19 protein-coding genes are annotated in these 22,064 nt (G+C 44.9%); 12 read left to right on the forward strand and 7 right to left on the reverse strand.

What is annotated here, in order from left to right:
* Positions 1 to 90 precede the first annotated feature (90 nt).
* From ACUVJL_RS20755 to ureC, 6 genes are all read left to right on the forward strand, one after another.
* Positions 91 to 966 carry an urease accessory protein UreD gene (locus ACUVJL_RS20755; RefSeq protein ID WP_445247563.1) on the forward strand — a complete coding sequence of 292 codons (876 nt, stop codon included), beginning with the start codon at positions 91 to 93 and terminating at the stop codon, positions 964 to 966.
* Positions 967 to 1,078: 112 nt separating this feature from the next.
* Positions 1,079 to 1,381 carry an urease subunit gamma gene (gene ureA, locus ACUVJL_RS20760; RefSeq protein WP_293255018.1) on the forward strand — a complete coding sequence of 101 codons (303 nt, stop codon included), beginning with the start codon at positions 1,079 to 1,081 and terminating at the stop codon, positions 1,379 to 1,381.
* Positions 1,382 to 1,414: 33 nt separating this feature from the next.
* Positions 1,415 to 1,726, forward strand: a complete 312-nt coding sequence (locus tag ACUVJL_RS20765) for an urease subunit beta (RefSeq protein ID WP_445247564.1) — start codon at positions 1,415 to 1,417, stop codon at positions 1,724 to 1,726.
* 156 nt (positions 1,727 to 1,882) lie between these two features.
* The gene (locus tag ACUVJL_RS20770) at positions 1,883 to 3,025 is read left to right on the forward strand and encodes an AAA family ATPase (RefSeq protein ID WP_445247565.1); all 1,143 of its coding nucleotides are present in this window, start codon (positions 1,883 to 1,885) and stop codon (positions 3,023 to 3,025) included.
* Positions 3,022 to 3,693, forward strand: a complete 672-nt coding sequence (locus ACUVJL_RS20775; protein WP_445247566.1) for a DUF4276 family protein — start codon at positions 3,022 to 3,024, stop codon at positions 3,691 to 3,693. The genes ACUVJL_RS20770 and ACUVJL_RS20775 overlap by 4 nt, the downstream gene beginning before the upstream one ends.
* 73 nt (positions 3,694 to 3,766) lie before the next feature.
* Positions 3,767 to 5,557: an urease subunit alpha gene (gene ureC, locus ACUVJL_RS20780; RefSeq protein ID WP_445247567.1), complete on the forward strand. Its 1,791-nt coding sequence runs from the start codon at positions 3,767 to 3,769 to the stop codon at positions 5,555 to 5,557.
* 208 nt (positions 5,558 to 5,765) lie between these two features.
* On the opposite strand, the gene ACUVJL_RS20785 is transcribed toward ureC, so the two are convergent.
* The 4 genes from ACUVJL_RS20785 to ACUVJL_RS20800 all read right to left on the reverse strand — a co-directional run bounded on the left by ACUVJL_RS20785 (position 5,766) and on the right by ACUVJL_RS20800 (position 10,695).
* On the reverse strand, positions 5,766 to 6,386 hold the full coding sequence (locus tag ACUVJL_RS20785) for a hypothetical protein (RefSeq protein ID WP_445247568.1): 621 nt from the start codon (positions 6,384 to 6,386) through the stop codon (positions 5,766 to 5,768).
* Positions 6,387 to 6,474: 88 nt separating this feature from the next.
* A complete protein-coding gene (locus ACUVJL_RS20790) occupies positions 6,475 to 7,806 on the reverse strand; it encodes a serine/threonine protein kinase (protein ID WP_445247569.1) in 1,332 nt (443 codons plus the stop codon).
* 91 nt (positions 7,807 to 7,897) lie between these two features.
* Entirely contained in the window at positions 7,898 to 8,893 is a 996-nt protein-coding gene (locus tag ACUVJL_RS20795) for a pentapeptide repeat-containing protein (RefSeq protein WP_445247570.1), read from the reverse strand.
* 116 nt (positions 8,894 to 9,009) lie between these two features.
* Positions 9,010 to 10,695, reverse strand: coding sequence for a hypothetical protein (locus ACUVJL_RS20800; protein WP_445247571.1), 1,686 nt, complete (start codon positions 10,693 to 10,695; stop codon positions 9,010 to 9,012).
* 70 nt (positions 10,696 to 10,765) lie between these two features.
* Here ACUVJL_RS20800 and ACUVJL_RS20805 point away from each other — a divergent pair, with 70 nt between their 5' ends.
* A complete protein-coding gene (locus ACUVJL_RS20805) occupies positions 10,766 to 12,265 on the forward strand; it encodes a phytoene desaturase family protein (RefSeq protein WP_445247572.1) in 1,500 nt (499 codons plus the stop codon).
* A 3-nt stretch (positions 12,266 to 12,268) separates the two neighbouring features.
* On the forward strand, positions 12,269 to 12,577 hold the full coding sequence (locus tag ACUVJL_RS20810; protein ID WP_445247573.1) for a hypothetical protein: 309 nt from the start codon (positions 12,269 to 12,271) through the stop codon (positions 12,575 to 12,577).
* A gap of 135 nt (positions 12,578 to 12,712) precedes the next feature.
* Here ACUVJL_RS20810 and ACUVJL_RS20815 read toward each other — a convergent pair whose 3' ends face one another.
* Positions 12,713 to 13,726, reverse strand: coding sequence for a leucine-rich repeat domain-containing protein (locus tag ACUVJL_RS20815; RefSeq protein ID WP_445247574.1), 1,014 nt, complete (start codon positions 13,724 to 13,726; stop codon positions 12,713 to 12,715).
* Between the two features lie 442 nt (positions 13,727 to 14,168).
* Here ACUVJL_RS20815 and ACUVJL_RS20820 point away from each other — a divergent pair, with 442 nt between their 5' ends.
* Positions 14,169 to 14,642, forward strand: coding sequence for an ABA4-like family protein (locus tag ACUVJL_RS20820; protein WP_445247575.1), 474 nt, complete (start codon positions 14,169 to 14,171; stop codon positions 14,640 to 14,642).
* 369 nt (positions 14,643 to 15,011) lie between these two features.
* Here ACUVJL_RS20820 and ACUVJL_RS20825 read toward each other — a convergent pair whose 3' ends face one another.
* Positions 15,012 to 17,933, reverse strand: a complete 2,922-nt coding sequence (locus ACUVJL_RS20825) for a GAF domain-containing protein (protein WP_445247576.1) — start codon at positions 17,931 to 17,933, stop codon at positions 15,012 to 15,014.
* Between the two features lie 224 nt (positions 17,934 to 18,157).
* Between ACUVJL_RS20825 and ACUVJL_RS20830 the strand changes: the two genes are divergently transcribed.
* From ACUVJL_RS20830 to ACUVJL_RS20840, 3 genes are read left to right on the forward strand one after another with little or no spacing between them, the layout of a single operon-like run.
* Positions 18,158 to 19,321: a quinone-dependent dihydroorotate dehydrogenase gene (locus ACUVJL_RS20830; RefSeq protein WP_445247577.1), complete on the forward strand. Its 1,164-nt coding sequence runs from the start codon at positions 18,158 to 18,160 to the stop codon at positions 19,319 to 19,321.
* Between the two features lie 43 nt (positions 19,322 to 19,364).
* Entirely contained in the window at positions 19,365 to 19,850 is a 486-nt protein-coding gene (locus tag ACUVJL_RS20835) for an ISAs1 family transposase (RefSeq protein ID WP_445247578.1), read from the forward strand.
* Positions 19,798 to 20,124: an ISAs1 family transposase gene (locus tag ACUVJL_RS20840; protein WP_445247579.1), complete on the forward strand. Its 327-nt coding sequence runs from the start codon at positions 19,798 to 19,800 to the stop codon at positions 20,122 to 20,124. The genes ACUVJL_RS20835 and ACUVJL_RS20840 overlap by 53 nt, the downstream gene beginning before the upstream one ends.
* A gap of 616 nt (positions 20,125 to 20,740) precedes the next feature.
* Here the strand turns inward: ACUVJL_RS20840 and ACUVJL_RS20845 are convergent.
* Positions 20,741 to 21,940, reverse strand: a complete 1,200-nt coding sequence (locus ACUVJL_RS20845) for an after-VIT domain-containing protein (RefSeq protein WP_445247580.1) — start codon at positions 21,938 to 21,940, stop codon at positions 20,741 to 20,743.
* Positions 21,941 to 22,064: the final 124 nt, after the last annotated feature.

Below are 22,064 nucleotides of genomic sequence, written 5' to 3' on the forward strand. Positions count from 1 at the left end.
TCTTGTGGGATGGGCATCTTGCCCGTCCAATAAATTTATGAAAAGGACTTTTGCAAGAGGTCTAGTGAATGTTTTTAAATTAAAAAATCTGTGACTGAAAGTTCGATCGCACAACATACAAATAACGTTCAAAATGGATGGCACGGCCGCCTCAATTTAGTCTACGCCAACCGCAGCGGCGCGACTCAAATCATTCACAATCAAATCCAAGCGCCCCTCAAGGTGCAGCGTCCGTTTTATCCTGAAGGGAAAGAGGTTTGCCACAGCGTCATTTTACACACGGCTGGGGGAGTTGTCGGGGGCGATCGACTTTCGCTCAATTTCCACCTCCAAGCAAACGCCAAAGCTTTAATCACCACCGCCGCCGCTGGTAAAATTTATCGCAGCAGCGGACAGTTAGCACAACAAAATATTGACATTCAAGTAGATTCGGGCGCAAATTTAGAATGGCTTCCGCAGGAAAACATCGTTTTCGATGGCGCCATGTATCGGCAAGATTTGCGGGTAGAATTAGCGCCGCAAGCCTGTATTTTGCTGTGGGAAATTACGCGCTTTGGACGCACTGCTAGAGGCGAAAAATTCTTGTCTGGAGAATGGCGATCGCACACCGAAATTTGGCAGCAAAACAGCCCTCTGTGGATTGACAGACAATGGCTCAAAGGCGGCGAAAAAATGCTCGAAAGTCCTCACGGCTTAGCAGGAAAACCCGTAGTCGCTACCCTCGCTTGGGTAGGCGAGCCCGTCACGGCAGAACTCGTGGAAAAAGTGCGTGCTTTGCAATGCGAGGCAACAATTTATCCTGTTAATTCAACCACCGGCGTTACTCGCCTCCCTAAGGGTTTGCTGTGCCGATATCGCGGTTCATCCACCGCTGCTGCTAGAGAGTGGTTTGTCGGCATTTGGCACTTGCTGCGCTTGTCTTTTTCAGAACGCCCTTGCTGTTTGCCTAGAGTTTGGATAAAATAAAATTATCTTTGAGTTTCAAATGTATGATAGTATAAAAAACTCGCCTAGAAAAGCTACCGCCACTGATAATTGAACTCTCACAAATAATGCGATCGCCCTTACCCGAATAAAAATGCAACTCACCCCCCAAGAAAAAGACAAACTGCTGATTTTCACCGCCGCCCTGTTAGCAGAGCGCCGGAAACAAAGAGGTTTAAAATTAAACTATCCAGAAGCACTAGCCTATATTTCCGCCGCGATTTTAGAAGGCGCAAGAGATGGGCTCACCGTCGCAGATTTAATGAGCTACGGAACAACTCTCCTGACGCGGGAAGATGTGATGGAAGGGATACCGGAAATGGTGCATGAAGTGCAAGTTGAGGCGACTTTTCCCGACGGAACTAAGTTGGTGACAGTGCACGATCCGATTCGTTAAATATTTAACCGCAGAGACTCGCAGGAGATAGACATGATTCCGGGAGAAATGATTGTTTCAGCAGGCGAAATAGAATTAAATGCCGATCGCCCAACGGTGCGGATGCTGGTAGGCAATACGGGCGATAGACCAATTCAAATCGGTTCCCACTATCACTTTTATGAGGCCAACGAAGCCTTAGAATTTAATCGAGAACAAGCAAAAGGAATGCGATTGGATATTCCGGCGGGAACAGCAGTTAGATTTGAACCGGGAGATGAAAGGGAAGTGCAATTAGTACCGTTTGTTGGTACTCGTCAAGTCTACGGATTTAATGGAAAAGTGAATGGTGAGTTAGATGGATGAGAGACAATTAGACTATTATAGGCCTGACGCGAGAAACCCGGTTTCTGAGAAAAATCGTGCATCTATGCGAGAGATATTGACAGAGAAACCTGGTTTTTTGCAGCCGTGCGTAAGTCCTGTATTATCAACAATATTACTAAAACGACAGCTAGCTAAATGACACCGTACCCCCGAATAACCTCAATCAAAATTCAAGGTTATAGACCCTTCCAAGATTTTACTGCTCGATTGGAACCAGTAGAAATTATTGTCGGATCTAATGGTTCTGGGAAATCAAGCCTGTTTGAGTTTCTAAAATTTTTGACCGACAGTATGGAAAGCGAGATTCCTAACGAAATTATTAAGGGTTCTATCGGTCAACAGATTTTCCATCTTCCCGGCTCAGAAAAGTTTGAATGGGAGCTTAAAATTGATACAGGTGAGTCTAATATCTCCTATCAAGGAGAACTCATGGGGCCGAGAAGCAATCCGCAAATTTCTTTCGAGCGAGTTGAGTCATCTCAATATTTGTTCATGGATATTAAAGGTGCTGAAGGTTTGTATCGCGAACCAGGATATGCAGAGACAAATCGCGTATTTCCCAAACGCAATCAACTCGCACTCAGGACAATAACAAATCCAGGTTTAGCAACTCTCTATACACTACGAGAGTATATCGGTGGTTGGAAATTTTACAGTTCATTTAACATTGCTAATCACAAAATTCGCCAATCTGTTCTCATTCAACAAGAACCCGTGTTGGATGAAGATGCAGGCAATTTGAGTTCAGTGTTGCACTATTTAATGATTGAACATAGCGCCGTTTTTGATGACCTGCAACAACATTTACAATCAGTTATTCCAGGATTCAAAAAATTGACTGTAAAAGCTCGCGGCGGGCCTGGGGAAGTTATCGCATTTTGGCAGGAAAAGGGGATTAACCAGGATTTAAGTCTTGCGGATTTATCCGATGGTATTCTAAGATTAATTTGTTGGATTTGTCTTTGTTTGCACCCGAAACCACCCTCTCTAATTTGTATTGATGAACCGGATCAAGGTGTTCATCCTCGGACACTCCCTCTTTTAGCAGGATTGTTTGAAAAAGCTGCTGAACGCACTCAGGTTCTTTTGGCTACTCATTCTTCTTATTTTTTAACCCAATTTGATATTTCCCAAATTGCTGTGATGCGAAAGGAGAATGGAGAATCAAAGTTTATTAAACCTGGTAATTCCAAAGTTTTAAGAGATATGCTTGATGACTTTGGGGCAGAGGAAATTGAAAAACTCCACCGCAGTGATGAATTGGAGCTTCTACCATGAGGGTAATTATCTATGTAGAAGGGCCATCAGATAAAAATGCAATGGAAGCATTGTTAGTAAATTTGATTGACAAAAAATCTGAAGAAGGTGTCAGTATTGAGTTTTTTCCAATCAAAGGAGGTAACAATGATAGGGGAGGTGACGCTAAAAAAGAGTTGCTGCTGAATGCTCCAATCAAAGCTGTTAATATTCTTTGCAATAATCCGAATTCAATTGCAATTATTTTACCAGACTTATATCCTAAAAATAAAGGGTTTCCCCATGAGACTTTTCAACAGCTAAAAGCGGGAATTATGGAGAATTTTTCTCAATCATTACAAAAGAAAGGTATTCAGGATGAACGTCTCAAACAACGCTTCAAAGTTTTTTGTTTTAAATACGAAATGGAAGCTTTGATTCTGGCGGCTGAATCTGCATTACGAGGTAAACTAGGAGTTACTTCTCTAGCTGTCACCTGGACAATACCAGTAGAAGACCAAAATCACGATCGCCCCCCCTCGAAAATTGTAGAGCAACTTTTCCGAGATTCTGGCAAAGGATACAATAAAACTGTGGATGCAAAATTGATACTACGGAATACTTCGTATCAAGAAATTACTGATAAATGTCCTCAATGTTTCAAACCATTTGTTGAGTTTATAGAAGGTATACAAACGAAAAAATTTTAGCATAACTCAATGTAGAGTCAAGCATTTGGGCAATGACAAAAATTATCGAAAATCTGATGAGGAGTGTATTAAAATGAGTTACAGAATGGATCGCCGCGCTTATGCGGAAACTTTCGGGCCGACAACGGGCGATCGCGTGCGTTTAGCCGATACAGAATTATTCATAGAAGTTGAAAAAGACTTCACAACCTACGGGGATGAAGTTAAATTTGGCGGCGGCAAAGTCATTCGCGACGGCATGGGACAGTCGCCTATTTCTAATGCAGACGGTGCGGTTGACACGGTAATTACTAATGCTTTAATATTGGATTGGTGGGGAATTGTTAAAGCAGATGTTGGGATTAAAGACGGAAAAATTTACAAAATTGGGAAAGCCGGAAATCCTTACATTCAAGATAGGGTAGATATTATTATCGGGCCCGGTACAGAAGTAATTGCTGGTGAAGGAATGATTCTCACCGCTGGCGGAATTGATTCTCACATTCACTTTATTTGCCCGCAACAAATAGAAGTGGCGATCGCCTCCGGCATCACTACCATGATCGGCGGCGGCACAGGCCCTGCAACGGGTACAAACGCCACCACCTGCACTCCCGGGCCTTGGCATATGTACAGAATGCTGCAAGCCGCCGACGCTTTCCCGGTAAATCTAGGATTTTTAGGTAAAGGAAATAGCAGTCAACCTCAAGGATTAGTCGAACAAATTTTTGCCGGTGCAATGGGTTTGAAACTCCACGAAGATTGGGGAACTACGCCCGCAACAATTGACACTTGTTTGAGTGTCGCTGACGAGTATGACGTGCAAGTGGCAATTCACACCGACACTCTCAATGAAGCGGGATTTGTGGAAGCTACAATTGCCGCATTTAAAAATCGCGCTATTCACACTTACCACACTGAAGGTGCAGGGGGCGGACACGCGCCGGATATTATTAAAGTCTGCGGCCAAGCTAATGTTTTGCCTTCGTCAACTAACCCAACTCGCCCTTACACTGTCAACACTTTGGAAGAACATTTAGATATGTTGATGGTGTGTCACCATTTGGATCGAAGTATTCCTGAAGATGTGGCTTTTGCTGAGTCGAGAATTAGAAGGGAAACTATTGCGGCTGAGGATATTTTGCACGATTTAGGTGCTTTTAGTATGATTTCTTCTGACTCGCAGGCGATGGGAAGAGTTGGAGAGGTGATTATTCGGACTTGGCAAACGGCTCATAAAATGAAGGTTCAAAGGGGGATTTTGAACGGGCAAGATGCCCGTTCCACAGGGGGTTTTGACGGGCAGGATGCCCGTTCCACAGGGGGTTTTGACGGGCAAGATGCCCGTTCCACAGGGGTGGGAAATGACAATTTTCGGGTAAAGCGGTACATTGCGAAATATACAATTAATCCGGCTATAACTCACGGAATTAGTCAGTATGTGGGTTCGGTGGAAGAGGGGAAATTGGCGGATTTGTGTTTGTGGCGATCGGCTTTTTTTGGGGTGAAGCCGGAAATGGTAATTAAAGGAGGGGCGATCGCCTACGGGCAGATGGGAGATGCTAACGCCAGCATTCCCACGCCGCAACCGGTGCATATGAGGCCGATGTTTGGCAGTTTTGGCGGTGCGATGGCGGCAACTTGTCTGACGTTTGTTTCCCAAGCTGCGCGCGATCGAGATATTGCCGCACAGCTAGGTTTACAAAAGCCTACTGTAGCAGTTTCCGGAACGCGGCAAATTAGTAAAAGAGATATGAAACTCAACGATTATTTGCCACAAATGGAAGTCGATCCAGAAACTTATGAAGTGAGGGCTGATGGGGAATTGTTAACTTGCGAACCGGCAACTGTTTTGCCAATGGCGCAGCGGTACTTTTTGTTTTAACTCACATCTTGCACCATTCTCAAGAACGGGCAAGATGCCCGTTCCACAAAAGATAAATTTTCTTGTGGAACAGGCATCTTGCCTGTTCATAAAAGGCTAATTGAGAATGGTGCAATATCTAAGTTTTAACCGATTGTACAATCATGTAAGGGCGGGTTTTAGCAACTGTCTATATCTAAAACTAACCATCTCCTAAACCCGCCCCGGTCTAATTAAACTTACTTAATTCGGGATTTGATGTGTTGTTATAAAAATTGAGCGATCGCAGTATTAAACCCTTACAAATAAACCCAAAATAAAGCGCAATATTCACCCCACTTAACAACTTGGGGATACCCTCAAGCAAGCTGGAAATTGGCTCATCTTTCCAGGGCAATGCTTCCGCAAAAAATGCCAAAAATAATAAACCAACGCCACTTACTAACAAAAAGTATGGCGTTGATTTTATTTGTCTCCTAAAAGTTAATCCATAAACTGCCGCAGCAACAGCGTAGATAATAACTATTGTAACTTTAGGGAATCCAGCGCGTCCAAGGTGAACATGAGTGCGGAAAACTTCATTAAATAGGAAAAATCCCGTAACTATCGCGGAACCTAAAATAAACTGATTTTCAGGACGATTCGGTTGAGTAGTTTTTAGTAAACCAAAGCTAAAAACACACACCATTACTGAAAAATAAAACAACATTTGGAACATCAGAAAAAAGAAACCCGCCCCCGGATATGTCGCAAGACAAGGCGGAAAAAATAACCCTTTTACCGAAGAACCAAACCCATTTAGGGCTAAACTTACCACCGCTACCAGCAAGACAGCTAAAGTATTGAGCAAAAAAACAATCCTATAATTTGCCATAATCTAATTTGAGGGCTTCAGGTATTCTCATCGTTGAGCGATCGCAGTTTTTTACTAAATTTACTTATCTTAAATTTAACCAATCTTGAATTTCTTGCGCTAACCAAGCCGCCTCAACGTCTTTCAAACTTGTTGCTAAAGTATAAAAGTAAGTTCCCGTAACGTTAGCTGAACGAATCCTGATTTGATTTCCGTCAGTCATGGTATATATAAAAGCACCCAAAATTTCCGAAATTTCCCCAGTTTGTTGTAAATAACTCCAACCAAATATCTGATGTTCCAGTTTAAAGTAGTTCCGGTTAAATTTAATTTTATTACCATTGCCCGAAATCTTAACTAAGATACTTACTATAAGCGTAAACAATCCTAATCCTATATTGAAATTTAATTGCAAAAATGCTAAGATTATCGGCCAAAAAATCAGTATACTTAATATTCCTATAAAAGCACCTAAAAAAGGCTTTCTGACTAAAGTAGACGGAATTTTAATGTTTAACTCCGTCGCTGATTTGCTAACTTGAATGCGACTGTGAGGCGGTTTAGCAATTTTCCGAACAGTCGCAATTTGAAGATTAGCCCCTTGTATGTTTCCCGATTTCAAAGCTGCTAAAGCGTCTCTAGCCTCGCTGAAACGCTTTTCTAACCCGATTTCCGTCATCTTCTCAATCCAGCTTACCAAACTAGGACTCACACTCACGCGATCGCTAAACTGAATCCGAGAATCTTTCTGTGGCAAATCCGCAGGAGTGACCCCCGTTAACAAATGAATTAAAGTAGCTCCCAAAGCATACAAATCCGAAGCCGGAACCGCCCGCCCCCAAAACTGTTCTAAGGGTGCATAACCACTCGTTCCTACCACTGTAAACGTTACACCTGTCATCGCCGCTTGAGCTTGCACAGCGCCAAAATCTACTAGATAAACGTGCTCATCTTCCCCCCAAATTAAATTACTCGGCTTAATATCTCGGTGCAAAACCGGGGGGCTTAATTCATGCAAATAAATTAAAATTCCCAGCACTTCAGTGGCAATTTTTCGTACTTTTTTTTCGGAAAAAGGCTGACCCTTTTCTAATAATTCCTGAAGTGAAAATCCCGGAATATAATCTTGCACTAATCCAAACCAAGGCAATCCTGCTCCGGCTTCCCGCTCCAGGGAAAAATAATTTCGATAGCAAGGAATGCGGGGATGATTTAGCGCCTGCAAAACTTGTGCTTCTCTTTCAAAAAGCTTGAGTTCTTCCCACTGCATTTCCGGGCTAAAAGCTAACATTTTCAGCGTCACCTGTTCTTGAGACTCTAAATCTACTGCTAGCCAAGTTTGATGACCGGCCGCTGTGCGTCCTAAACGCTGTTGCAATTGATAACGTTCTTGTAAAATTTTTTCGGGAGCTAACACAGCATTGCCCTCTTTTTTTTAATTATACGAAATTGCCTTAACTATTAAATTAACTATTTTGCCGAGATATTTAAATTGCTACTACAAGTAATTACCCGTGCATTTCTCCATTTGGCATGATTGTACCGCGCAATTGAGCTCCCCCTAAATTAGCAGTGCTCAAATCTGCCCTAATCAAAATTGTGCCGTGCAAAATTGCCTCGCGCAAATCTGTTCTAGCCAGGTAGGCATCAGTCAAATCAGCTTCACTCAAATTTGCCTGATTAAAATTAGCTCGACTCAAATCAGCCCTCACCAAATTAGCTCGACTCAAGTCAGCCATAACTAAATTAGCATTGCTCAACTTAACATCAGGAAGAAATGCACCCCGCAAGTTAGCGCCCGCAAATTCAGCATCAATTAACACAGCTCTTTCTAACTTAGCATTTCTCATTACAGCCCAGGAAAAATTTGTTTCTACCAAAGTTGCTTCAGTCAAAAATATGCCATCTAAAATAGCTTCGCTCAAATTCGCCTGAGTCAGATTTGCTTCCCCCAGAGATGCTTCTGTCAAATTGGCGTGACTGAGATTAGCTTTAGTCAAATCTGCACCTTGCAAATTGACGCCCCGCAAATCTGCACCTTGCAAATTTGCACCCCGCAAATTTGCACCCTCAAAAATCCGCTGCTCCTTGCGCAAATTTGCACCCCGCAAGCACGCACCGCGCAAATCTGCACCTTGCAAATTGGCACCTCGCATATCTGCACCGGTCAAATTCGCATCGATAAAAACTGCCAAAGAGATATTGGCTCTGCGAAAGTCTGCACCTTGCAAAGTCGCTCCATGGAAGTCTGCATCGGACAAATTTGCTCCGCTCAAGTTTGCCTGATTTAAGTTAGCACCGCACAACTTTGCATTAGTTAAATTTGCGCGCTGAAGGTTAATTTTGCTCAGGTACGACAGGGCTAAGTTTGCACCCCAGAGGTCAGCGCTGCTTAAATTGACGCCAATTAAATCGGCACCGCTCAGGTATACGCCTCTTAGATTCATACCTTGAAAATCTAGTTCTCCTGATGTATATCGCCTTAAAATTTCGCTGGCATTCATATTTTTTTTGTGGTTAATTAAGTAGAATCTGCTATTTATAGACTTCTTGAATTTCAGTGGGCGCAGGGGGACTTAGTTTGTGTAGCCCCAGACTTGAGTCTGGGCATTTAATGAGTTTAATTCACAAATTCTTGAGTCCAAGAGACTGTTTTGCTGCCTAACTGTCGCCCGTGAATTTTCACCTGAGTAAGATATTTTGATCTTAAAGTACCCAGTTTTTTGTGAATGTATGTAGCTGTAGCCTGTTGGTTTGGTACTTCGGCTGACTCCAGAACAACGTGGAGCCAACCGTCTTTATATCCCGCTGTAGCAGCAATTCCCTTAGGCTGTAGCAATTGATTTATCAATTGGGCGATCGCCTTTGGTTTGCCTTGTTTTGCCATTTCCAGAAGCTGATACTGAGTTGCTTTCTGACCCGAGTTTTCCTGCGGTGTTTCTGGAATATTTTTCGCAATGTTTTCCGGGGTTTCAGAAGGGTCTTTGCCGCTTTCTTTTGACTCCAATTCGCTCAAAATTTCCATTAATTTATCTGTAAAATTCTGAACTTTTCCTACATACTCTCTGAGATTTTTATATTTCCAGTACAAACGCTCCTCTGCAGTTCCCGGAGAAATTTTTTCGTTCAAAGCACCTTCTAACTCGCTGAATATATTTTCTATTTGCGCCGTTGCGGAGTTAGCACTTTGACTGACTAATGCTGTCATTTCTTCTTCCAATCCCAACTTGCGTTTGATGGAATCGCTAATATTTACAATACCAGGCTCGGCCGGCTCGAAAATGTCGATACTTGTTTGCATTTCTGCAACTGGGAATGTTTCTTCCAGTTCCTGTCTGAAATCTACAGCAGAATTATTGCTGCTGGTTTCGGGTTCTTTAAACTGTACATTTTCTGCCGTCCCCGGCACTAAGTAAGTATTCTGGGGGTCATAATGATAGTGAGCTGGAGCAGGTTGAATGAGGTGAGTAATATCGCCTGCCTCAAAATAATTGCTGCGCCTGTCAACCAGCTCGGTCTGTTCATAAACAATGTTGTTTAAATGTGTCTGATCGCAATCTTCGGTAGCCGAATATTCGGCTTCATGGCGTTCTTCCTGTTGCAGTTTTGCGTAACAAGGATTCATCGCTTGGATGATTACGCTCGCAGCTTGGTCGTTTTCATCTCTGTTGTCGAGATTGCTAGCAGTTGTGTACAACTGAGATTCGAGTTGGGCGAGGCTGCCGCAGACATTAAACAGTTGTCGCAGCAGATTGTCAAGTTCTTGAGTTTTCAGCAGCAGCCAGTCGCGCTCGCTAAAAGTAAACTCGTGATAAAGACTAGAAAAAATTAGGATTTTAGCCCTCAGCGGGTTTGTTTGCTGCAAAATATTTTGTCTGACATCAAATAAATTACCGGGGTCTCTTGTGTTTTCTTCGCTGTGGGATACTTCCGAACTAAAGTGATCGTCAAATGCGGGAGCTTCGTGACCGCCAAAACTAGATATGTTTGTTTCTAATTTGGTGAAATCTTCATATTCATACAGTCGGCTAAGTTGACAGACTATGAGGTCGGCTACTAAAGCATAGTCGGTTTTTTTATTAACCTTAGATACTATACTATTTAAAACTGCTTCAATATCTTCTAACCTGCTGTATTTGGCGCACAGTTCTTCGATTAAAATTCCGAGATCTGCGCTGGCGAGTTGCGCCGGATCGTTTTCCCAAAAATCTTTACAAGCAAAAAATATTATTTTTTTAATGCGCGAGAGATTGACGTCTTGTTCTAATTCGCGAACAACTTCATCTAAAATAGATAAAGCTTTCATAGTTTTCCTCCCATAAAAATACCCTGTCTCCAGTCAGTGAGAAATAATAAGATTATACCACATTGGATAAATGCAAGACTTTGATGCGATCGTAATTGGCAGCGGTATTGGCGGCTTAGTCGCGGGATCGATGCTAGCTCGCTACGGCAAGCGGGTTCTCGTCTGCGAAAGCCACACAATAGCGGGCGGGGCAGCTCACAGCTTTTGGCGCCGGGGATTTCACTTTGATTCGGGGCCTTCTTTTTATTGCGGTTTGACTGACCCCCGGTCGTTCAATCCTTTGCGGCAAGTTTTTGATGTTTTGGAGGAATCGATCGCAGCAATTTCCTACGATCCCCTGGGGCATTACCATTTCCCCGAGGGAAGTTTGCCGATTTATGCTGAGGCCAGAAGTTATTTAGATGCTGTAGCTAAATTCGCACCACAAGGTGCTGTAGAATTGCAGCAATTTCAACAAAACTTATTAGTTTTGTATGAAGCTTTGCGTGGAATCCCGGCTTTAGCGCTGAGATCCGACTGGCAGTTGATACCTGTTTTGCTGTCTCGGTACTCGCCTGCTTTGCTGAATCTGTTACCGCTACTAGGTGCGATCGCGGGTTCTGCCGGTTCCTTGATGGATCGCGATGTGCGCGATCCTTGGGTGCGGCGCTTGATCGATTTGGAGTGCTTTTTGCTGTCGGGTTTGAAAGCGCACGGAACTGTGGCGCCGGAAATAGCTTTTATGATTGGCGAACGTGAGCGCTGTGCGATCGAATATCCTGTCGGCGGCAGCGGTGCGATCGTCGATGCTTTAGTCAGAGGTTTGCAGCGGTGGGGAGGAAAGTTGCGCCTGGGAACTTCCGTGGAGCAAATTTTAGTTGAATGCGGCAAAACCACGGGCGTTCGCTTGCAAAATGGCGAAATTATCCGCGCCCCAATTGTTATTTCCAATGCCACCGTCTGGGATACTTATACAAAGTTACTTCGCCCTGAAGATTTGCCGGAAAGCTACCGAAAAAGCGCTTTGTCGATGCCAGCAGTAGACAGTTTCATGCACCTCCATTTAGGAATTAAAGCCGAAGGACTCGAAGGTTTGACCGGCCACCACGTCGTCGTTCACGACAGCAAGATTGACATTACAGTACCCGGAAATACTTGCATGATTTCGATTCCTACAGTGTGGGATGCAACTCTGGCGCCGCCCGGACATCACACCGTTCATGCTTATACATTGGAACCTTACGAAGGTTGGGAATATGGCGAATTGTATCAGCAGAAAAAGCAAGAGCGATCGCAATCTCTGTTTCAAGCTTTAGAAAGAATTATACCGGATTTGCGATCGCGAATAGTCGTAGAGTCGATCGGCACACCGCTCACCCACGCCCGATTTTTACGCCGATATCAAGGAACTTACGGGCCTGCAATCGCCGCCGGAAAAGGCACATTTCCCGGGCCGCAAACACCAGTCAAAGGCTTGTATCGGGTGGGAGACAGCACCATGCCGGGAATTGGCGTGCCCGCCGTCGCAGCATCGGGTATTTTGTGCGCGAATACTTTGGTAAATTCGGATGTGACAGCACAATTTTTGTAAGTTATGGCAGAAGGAAGTTCGGCAACGGATTCTGTAACGGATGTAACGGATGTAACGGATGTAACGGATGTCAGTCCGATGTCCGTCGGAAGAAGGAAGAAGGAAGAAGGCAAATTAACTGGTTCCCTGCCTCTGGCTGGGAACCGAGATCCAGAGGCTTTGCCTCGCGTGCAAAAAAACAGGAGGCACAGCAAGAGTGAAATGCGTTCCCAGGAGCTTCCTGGGAACGATGAAAACGAGGAAAAAACTACTTTTTACAAAATCTGCCTGCTCCCAAAACTGATTATCCACCAGCGGCAAAAGCGCCCATAATTGCGATCGACAAAGCCAAACCTGGCAACAGCAGCAATCCTAACATCAAAGCATCGTGTCCGCTCATCACTTTCTCCTGATATTGACCTTCAACATTATACTCTATAAACCGCTATCTTGCCTCGCTCTTAAGAATTAAAACCGACATATAGATTCAGGATTAACAGGGCAAATTTTCTTAACAATGGGATTCCCCCGCAAGTCCACTGTAGTTAACTTTGGCAAAGATTGCAGGGAACTGATTTCAGAGATTTGATTGTTGTACAAGTCAAGCAAAAATAAGTTATTTAAAGCTTCCAGCGCGCTGCTATCGGAAATCTGATTATTGAACAGATAAAGTTGACTCAAATTAGTTAAGGATTTCAGCGGACTGATGTCTGATATTTGATTGTTACCGAGGTTAAGCTCAATTAAATTAGTTAGCGATGTCAAAGGACTAATATCTGATATTTTATTTTGGAATAAAACCAATTTATTTAAGTTGGTTAGAGATTCCAGCGGAGTAAGATCAGATATTTGATTTCTGAAGAGAAACAGCGTATTGAGATTTTTTAAGGAAGCCAGCGGGGTGATATCCGATATTTTATTATTGTAAAGGTAGAGTGTCTGGAGTTCAGTTAAATTTGCCAGAGGAGCGATATCGGAAATTTGATTGTTGTAAAGGATCAGCGCATTTAAGTTTGTTAAAGATTTCACGGGAGTGATGTCAGAAATTTTGTTGTCAAACAAGACAAGTGCGGTAAGATTAGTTAGAGCGGCTAGGGGACTGATGTTTGAGATTTGATTGGTATCGAGAACGAGTCTAGTCAGATTTGTTAGAGAGGAAAGCGGACTGATATCTGATATTTGATTGACATCCATAACCAGAGTTTCCAGCTTAGTTAAAGATTGCAGAGGAGCGATGTCAGATATTTGATTACTGCCGAGGATGAGATTAGTAAGTTGAGTGAAAGATGAGAGGGGACTGATATCGGTAATTTGAGTAAGTTTGAGGTTAAGTTCTGTTGTATGAGAAAGCAGTTCGTTGGCTCGATCGCACTCTGAAGTATCTGATATTTGCAACAGTATTTCTACGGTATGTTTGGCCTCCTCAGAGAGATTTTCTTTGTGCTTGCACCACTCTGGAAAGTTATCATAAGTTGTTTTCATGGGATTTTAAATTTTAAATTGTATATTTATATTGGCAATTTTATATTAGGGATTTGAGATTTCAGGATTTACGCGCTACCTCTATATGTAGGGTTCTCTTCGGCGCACCTTACCGCTATAGGTAGCGCGTTAAACCAATTTAATGTGAAGTTGCACATATCTCGATCCCCCTCGCATCCCCCTTAATACGGGGGACGAAAGATCGCAATCTTGTCCCCCCCGATGCCTTGGGGGGCTAGGGGGGATCGGAGTCTACGGGACCTCATAAAAAATTGGTATTACACCACATTTTGCCTAAGCTTTAGAATTGCGATCATTTTAGCAATTCTATTTTATTTGTGAATGAGATTTTTTTCAGGTTTTGATAAATTTTAGCAAAAATTGTGTAAAGTAATCTTAACATCCTTAATTGCATTGCCTTCGCAGGAGCCACGAGCCAAATATGACACCAGAACTAATTTTTAATGCAGGTAATCTGTTCGTTTTGCCTTTCTGGGCAATTATGATTTTATTACCCAACTGGGGAATTACCAGAAAAGTGATGAATTCATTTATTCCGTTTGCGATGCTCGCCGCTTTGTACATATATTTGTTTGGTAGCAGTCTGACTGCGGAAAATGCGGCTGCTTTGTCCAATCCCAAGCTAGCAGATATTGCTAAGTTTCTCGGCGAGGAAACGGCGGCTGCTACGGGATGGATACATTTTTTAGTGATGGACTTGTTTGTCGGGCGCTGGATTTATTTGGAAGGACAGCGGACAGGTGTTTGGACGGCTCATTCTTTGGCTTTGTGTTTCTTTGCTGGACCGATGGGATTGCTTTCTCATATTGTAACTGCTTGGATTACTCAAAGGTTTTTCCCGAGTTCTGAAAGTCTTTCAGGGGCGGGTTCTCCGGTTCACCCACAAGAAAATTGATGTATTGTGGAACGGGCCCTCCTAGCCCGTTCGTTTCTAAGAATGGCGCAAGATATCAGTAATATCAAATCCGTTAGCATCGGAATAGTAAATTCGAGTTCACTGTTCACTGTTGACTGTTCACTGTTCACTGTCAACAGTCAACAGTCAACCGTCAACAGTCAACATCATTCCGGTGTAACCGGAAACGATATAACAATATAGAGCGTAGCTTAAACCACCTCCTTGTATTTTGAAAGAGGTAGATGGCGGTTTAGCGTTGGGTGAGGGCGGGTTTATGAGATTATTGGTTGTAGGCAATTATTGTGGGTGAAACCCGCCCCTACAATCCTCGATCGCAGCTGGGAACTTTTACAAAATTTTACAATATTAAGAATTGGCTAGGGGCAGCACTAAACGAGCGACAATTAAATTGTTTTCTAACATTTCTAAAGAAAAGTTTCCCCCCATTAAGCGTACCGCTCGCTGACAAATTAAGAGATTTTGCACGATCGACCTATTTGAACTAGAAACGGCTAATATATCGGACTCGGAATCGGCGTTGAAAGCAGCAATTAACTCTCGATCGCACGCGCCGCTATCGATCACAGACAATTCTAGCAAATTTTCCCCCAACAACTGAGAGCGAATCTCAATCTTGTCGCCAACTCCAGAGCGCCTGCAAGCCGTCGCCAGCAATTCGCACAGTATCAAATCCAGCTTGATGCTGTCGGCGCGAACGCTCAAAGTCTGGCCCTCTGGCATCGACATAGCAGTTCCTCTGTGCACTTCCAGCAAGATTTCCGACTTTTTGACCAGGGGGGCAGTTCGATCGAGCGATCGCCTCAGCCAAGCGCTCACAGGCACCGCATCTTGTCCGAATTGCAGCCGCCACTGTTCCTGTTTCAGCAGCAAATTCGTTGACCCCAAAGCATTGCCAATGTGTCGCAAAACCTGTTGGTAGCGCAAAGTTTTCAGAGCATCCTTTTGTTCCTTCGCCGACTGGAAAATCGACTGACTCAACTCCCCCAACTCCTTCACCCCCGCTCCCACAGTGCGGTAAAAGTCCTCAAAACGCCGCTGCTTGTACCAGTTGAGCAGCTCCAGATCCAATCGCTGCGACTCGCTTGCCGATTGCACCGCCAAATACCTGCGCCACCAAGCCAACTGAGACGCCATCGAGCTGAGTAAACTCACCGACAACTCCGACCACTGGCGGCCCGGAGCGTCTGCTGCCACCACAATGCCCGCGGGAGCGTGTTCTGGGGCTGTCCGCAGCGCCACCGTCATAATCTCGCCAATTCCCGGACTGCGGAGCCACCGCTTCGTCTCCCGCGGCAGTTGGCTCGTGCTATGTTGCAGCACGCCCGCGAATGCCAGGGTTTGCTGGATCAAAGCATCTGTTTGGACAGGAATCACCGCCTCGGGATTGAGGGCAAATACGGGATTGGCAGCTACCGTCGCCGCGATTAAACCTTCCTCCTCACCGGGATTCCAAGTAATTACGGCTACTAAAGGACAGGAAAGTGTCTGGGAAACGTGTTGAGCAAAGTTACGCTCGAGCTTTTGTAGCGGCAACTCTGGGAACATCGTCGGTGAAGCAGCAGATCTCGGTTTCTCAGATTGCTGCTGAGGAGAATGGTGCAAAAGCGCCAAACCCGATTTGAGCGAGCGCTCAAATTGCTGATATTTCTCGATTTCCGAACTCTGCTGCCAGGAGTGCAGGATCAATCCTAGCTGTTGGCCCACTAGCCGAACTAATTCTTGCTCCGATCGCCTCCAAGTGCGAGTTGCACTGTGCCCGACAACCAGCAAACCCTCGATCGATTTTCGATTGGCGATTGACGATTGGCGATTGGGGTGTTCTCCTTCTTCCTTTTTCCCCCGAGTCGTCGATGCCAAAAGCGATCGCACCCCCGCTTCCCCCAGCACTTCCCGCCAAGCGCCCAACCGCGGGTCTTCCTCCCAATTTTCAATAGCCACTGGTTCGCGCATCAGCAACAGCCCCACGTCAGCCACCTCGAGGGCGTTGAGCGGCGACGGCACTGGCCTGCGGTTCCGGGGCAGATTTTGGCCGACAATTTCAAAGCGATTTTGTTCTTCGCCGTACAGCAGCAGCAAAAAGTATTCGCAATTGAGCCGCCCGCACAACTGCTCGGCCGTATTTTTTAAAGTCGCCTCCCAGTCAGCATCGCTGTAGATGGCGCGAGCTATTCCGGCTGTTAAATCTCGATCGATCTCAGTTTGCTGAATCCTCTCCTGCATCTCCGACATAGGAGCCGTCAGAGCCACTAACCGCGCCACTCCCTGCAGGTAATGTTTTTCATTGTCTTGCCAAATCCGGGGCTCACCGGCTTCTACTGCCAAAAATCCCAACAATTCCCCTTCCGAAACAATCGGCGCCGCCAACAGAGAGCGAGCGCGGATTTGCTGCATCAACCGCGCCGTCAGCTCAGTTTTCAGAGAACTTTGAGATTCACCGATCCAAACCATTTCTTCCCTGCCCAAAGCCTGATAAAATTCGCCCAAGTCTTGGACGGTGATGCCCGAAGCCGGTCGGTTCGACCCGCCCAAAGCTGGAGTAACTTGGCGGTTGCTGACTCGGCGCCAAAAATAGCGCCGCTCTCGCTCGAACCAATAAACATTAGTGCGCGTCGGCTGGAGAAATTCATGGGCTTGTTCGACAACCGCTTGCAAGTATTGGTCGAGCGATCGCAGTTCCCTGAACTGGGAAATCAGCTCTAAAAGAGACTCATCTGGGTGTTTGACTTGTTGTCGCAGCCAGTCTTTTTCTATTTGGTAAAGAGCAGTTGCCAGGGCTCCAAATACGATCGCCAACTGCGTTTTTTCCCCCGACTTTGGCGACGCTCCCCACAGGTCTGTCCCGAGCAAAATCACGCCGTAGCAGCGGTCTTTGTAGCGGAGCGGAAACAGAGTCGTGCCTTGAATATTGAAAGTTTGAGCTGCTTTGCGCCATTCTCCGGCTCTGTGTTCCGATCGCAAATCCGGGACTCCCACCGGCCGGAGCTGAATCACCACTTGTTCGAGCAAATCTCCCGGACTGAGGGCAAACCGCTGTTTGAGAAAAGACAGGTCACCGTTAGGAGTCATGCCACCTTTCCCGAACAATCTGTGGCCCTGTCGATCGTACAACCCGATCCAAATCAACCCCCAGTCAAATTCCGTTTGCAAGTAACCGAGTGTGGTCGAAAGTAGCACTTCAACATTCTCCTCTTCTCGCAGAGTCTGGAGAACGCGTTCCAAGGTTGCGATTTGTTCGTCGAAATCCTTCGGTCTTTCCTGCTGCCCCATTTCCAAGCTTCCCCGCACCTTTGTCTGATTTCAAATTACCAACTTAAAGATTAAAAAAAATAAAATGCAAAAGAATCAACTTATAATATAATCGTTTCACTTATCCTTCTATCTAAAACATGGGATAAAGTCGATCGAAGTTGAAGTAAAAACCTCACCTTCACACTCTTCTCCTGAATATTTTTATTAAGTTTCTCATTTGTCAACTGCCCCAGGATAAGTCATTGGATATTTATCAATCAGGTGTGCGCCCGCTGTTGTTTTCGGTATTGAAAACCGATGCCGAGTGGCTGCACAACCGCACTCTCCAAGTTCTCGAACTCGCAGGCAGATCCCAGTCCAACCCCGCCACCAGCCAAATGCTCTCTCTATTGCAGAAATCTTTGGGAGTGCAAGATTCTCGCCTCGAACAATCTTTGTGGGGACTGAGCTTGAAAAATCCTATCGGCTTGGCCGCGGGATTTGATAAAAACGGCGTAGCTGCCGATATTTGGGCAAATTTTGGCTTTGGCTTTGCCGAACTCGGCACTGTCACTTGTCAACCGCAGCCGGGAAACCCCCAACCTCGCTTGTTTCGCTTGACTCAGGACAGTGCAGCCCTCAACCGCATGGGATTTAACAATCAAGGAGCCGCGGCAATGGCAGCCCGGTTTCAGGCAGCACAGAAACAGTCCTCATGCGATGCCTCGCGCCCCATGCCTCAGTCTCGGTTCCCCTTGGGCATCAATCTCGGTAAATCTAAGGTAACACCGTTAGAGCAAGCAGCAGCCGACTATTTGGAGAGTTTTAAGCTGCTCAAAGATTGGGGCGACTATTTTGTAGTCAACGTTTCCTCTCCGAATACGCCGGGGTTGCGATCGCTCCAAGATGCTGCTGGGCTTAGCACAATTTTGGAAATTTTGCAACAAGAAAATCAGGGAATCAAGCCAATTTTAGTCAAGATTGCGCCGGATTTGGAGTCCGAGGCGATTGCATCAATCCTCGACTTAGCAAAAACCTACCAACTAGCAGGAATTATCGCCACAAATACCACCATCCGCCGCGATGGATTGAAAACAAAAATATTGCCAGAAACACGCAAACCAATCGCCGAAGAAGCCGGGGGAATTAGCGGGCTTCCAGTGCGGGAGCGATCGACAGAAGTAATCCGATTTATCTGGCAATATACAAAAGGCGAATTACCCATAATTGGAGTAGGCGGCATTTTCACCGCCGAAGATGCTTGGGAAAAAATAGCCGCTGGTGCGAGTTTAATTCAAGTTTACACCGGCTGGGTTTACGAAGGGCCTTGGATGGTGCGTCGGATTCTCCAAGGTTTGTTGCAAAAGTTGGAAGAAAAAGGATTTAATTCCATTTCCCAAGCCGTTGGTTCGGAAAACATTAAGTAGTTCCACATTTCGACAGTCCCACAGGGGTTTGAACCCCTAGCCGTTGGAAGAATCAATTAGCAGGGCTTACCCATCTCATCAATTGGTTTTAGGGCAAAAAAAAGTCCATAAAAAATCTAACGAGCTGACAGCCATTCCGGAATTAATAGAAATGTTAGAAATTGCCGGAAGTGTAATAACCATCGATGCTATGGGATGTCAAAAAGACATAACATCTCTGATTGTCAAGAAAAAAGGAGATTATATTGTAGCTTTAAAAGCAAATCAACCACTCCTGTATAAAGCCGTAAAAGAATGGTTTGAATTAGCCCAAAAATCAGATGTTCTAGGTAGAGAGTATAACTATCATGAACAAGTAGAAGCTGGACATCATCGAGTGGAAAAAAGACAGGTATGGACTGTTGATGTCTCTGAGTTACCACCTCTCCATAATCAAGCATTATGGACTGGATTAAAAACAGTTGTCTTGATAGTTAGTGAACGAAGGCTGTGGAATAAAACCACGACAGAAGCTCGTTTTTACGCTTAGTAGTTTAAGCAGTAATGCTGAAAAAATTGCTGGGGCGATTCGCAGTCATTGGGGCATTGAAAATAGCTTACATTGGACATTAGATGTTACATTTTCTGAAGACAAGAGTCGCATTCGCAAAGATCATTCTCCCGAAACTTTTGCTCTCCTACGTCGGTTAGCTATAAATTTACTAAAACAAGAAAAAAGTTCTAAACACAGTCTAAAAATGAAACGGTATCGAGCGGCAATGGACAATAATTATTTAGTTCAAATTTTAAACTCTGCCAGTTAATGAGCGAAATCTAAAACCTATCTAAGAAGTAAAATTATCCGGCTTTAAGAAGTTCAGAAAATCTTAAGGTTATGATTAAATCTGCTCAGGTCGGGTTAAAATTAAGAATTTTAAGAAGGTTTTTTTAGTTATTTAGTAATGCACAAATTCACGTTTTTGTCAAATTAATTTAGATGCGTTTACCCTGACGCGATCGCGAATCAAACCTAGCAGAAATAAACGAGTTTTGACCGAAAGTAATTTGATCGCCAGCCTCCGGATTCATCCGTAAGGTCATATCATGTCCGATGCCATCGGACTTGATATCATTTGGTTGAACTACTTACAGGATCGTAAAATCGGCAACATTAATCAGTCCAGTTGACACATTGCTGAGAGTTGCTAACAGTTAATCTGTAGGGTGCGTCGCTGCGAAATCTTGAATAGAAATTGCAGATTTACGGGTGGCGACGCACCTTACTTACTAGAAGATTCTGTGTACAAAATATACATGGAATACGTTGTATATCATTCCGGCACAGTCGGAAATAAAAAAATGGAAGAGCAAATTATTCCATTTTTTTTGTGGGCGATCGAGCAAAAGTATCGCCCGGATTGTGATGCAACTCAAGCTGTTTTACGATCGCACCCGCAACGTCAGGCGCACTGGATTCTCAATCGAGTGAGGAATGCGCCAGCTAAACAGCCATTTTTTAGTAATCGATTGAGGAATGCGCCAGCTAAACAACCATTTTTTGATGATTTTCAGCAACTCCACATCCGCCACAGTCGAAGCCTCAGCATCCACAACTATGCGGCTGGCGCGCACCTTACCGAAGACAATTTCTAACACTAATTCGCCATTGATACCGCGGGGCACAGTCAGACTTTCCAAGTGTTCGTTTAAACTATCACGCGCCACTTCATCCAACCCCGCAGCGCTAACCACTTCTACAGGTGATGTGCCGCGCGGGCGCGCCTTTGACGGTGCGCTCGCTTCACACAGCATCTCCGGAAAGCTGCTCAATGAGATGCCGCGTTCTATTTCTGCATCTTCTTCATCGGCAAGATACTGCATAGACCTTGCAACAGGTGCAGAACCTCGACTCATCCTTTTGAGCTGTAAATAGCCTGTGTTGCCAAATACGCCCTCATATTCCACAGCTTCCGGCATTTCTACCGGCACATTCATCGAGATGGATTCCGTACCCGGTTCGACGCGCACATCATCGCTGACAGCCACAAAAGCCGTGTACTGCGACAGAAGCTGATAGGTTAGCGCCGTTTCTGTCACTGTTTCCACCCCCACCTTGGTTTCGTACTGCACCATCTGATTCATCAAATCTTTAATGCGGTGCCGCCCCCAAAGCTGGGCAACTGCCGGATTTCCAGGATCGGTAAAGTTCATTTCGTAGGTTTGGACGTACTGGTGTCCGCCTGCACTAACCCCTTTTATCTGAAGTGTTCCAGCTTGGCGATCGCCCTTTTTTCCAAACAGAACCAGCGGTTGTTCGGCAAATAAATCCGGCGCAACTGACGGATAAATTACCGGATTTTCGCCCTCTCCCTGCCAAGTAATTTCCAGATTTACCAACACCGGATTGTTGATTTGCCGGAAAAACTTTTCGACAAATTCGTTAACTGCTTCGTCATGCCGGACGATCCGCGAGATTCCCCGCCCGATTTCCGCAAGGCGATCGAGCAAAAAGCGATTGACGGAACTCCCCGCACCGAAACTGTACAGGCGATTCCCCGATTTGAGATGTTGCTGCACTTCGGCGAGAACTTCGTTTTCGTTGCCGATGTAACCGTCGCTGAGGAATAAGTAGTTAAGCAAAATTAATTACATAATTTTCTCCAAATTCTTTAAGTATTTTTTCCACACATGAAACAAGAGCTGGCCAGCTAGAATAGGCATTTATTTCGATCCATTCATATTTAATAAACCGCCACAGAATCTC

The sequence above is a fragment of the Microcoleus sp. OTE_8_concoct_300 genome (assembly GCF_031383065.1).
Classification (GTDB): domain Bacteria; phylum Cyanobacteriota; class Cyanobacteriia; order Cyanobacteriales; family Microcoleaceae; genus Microcoleus.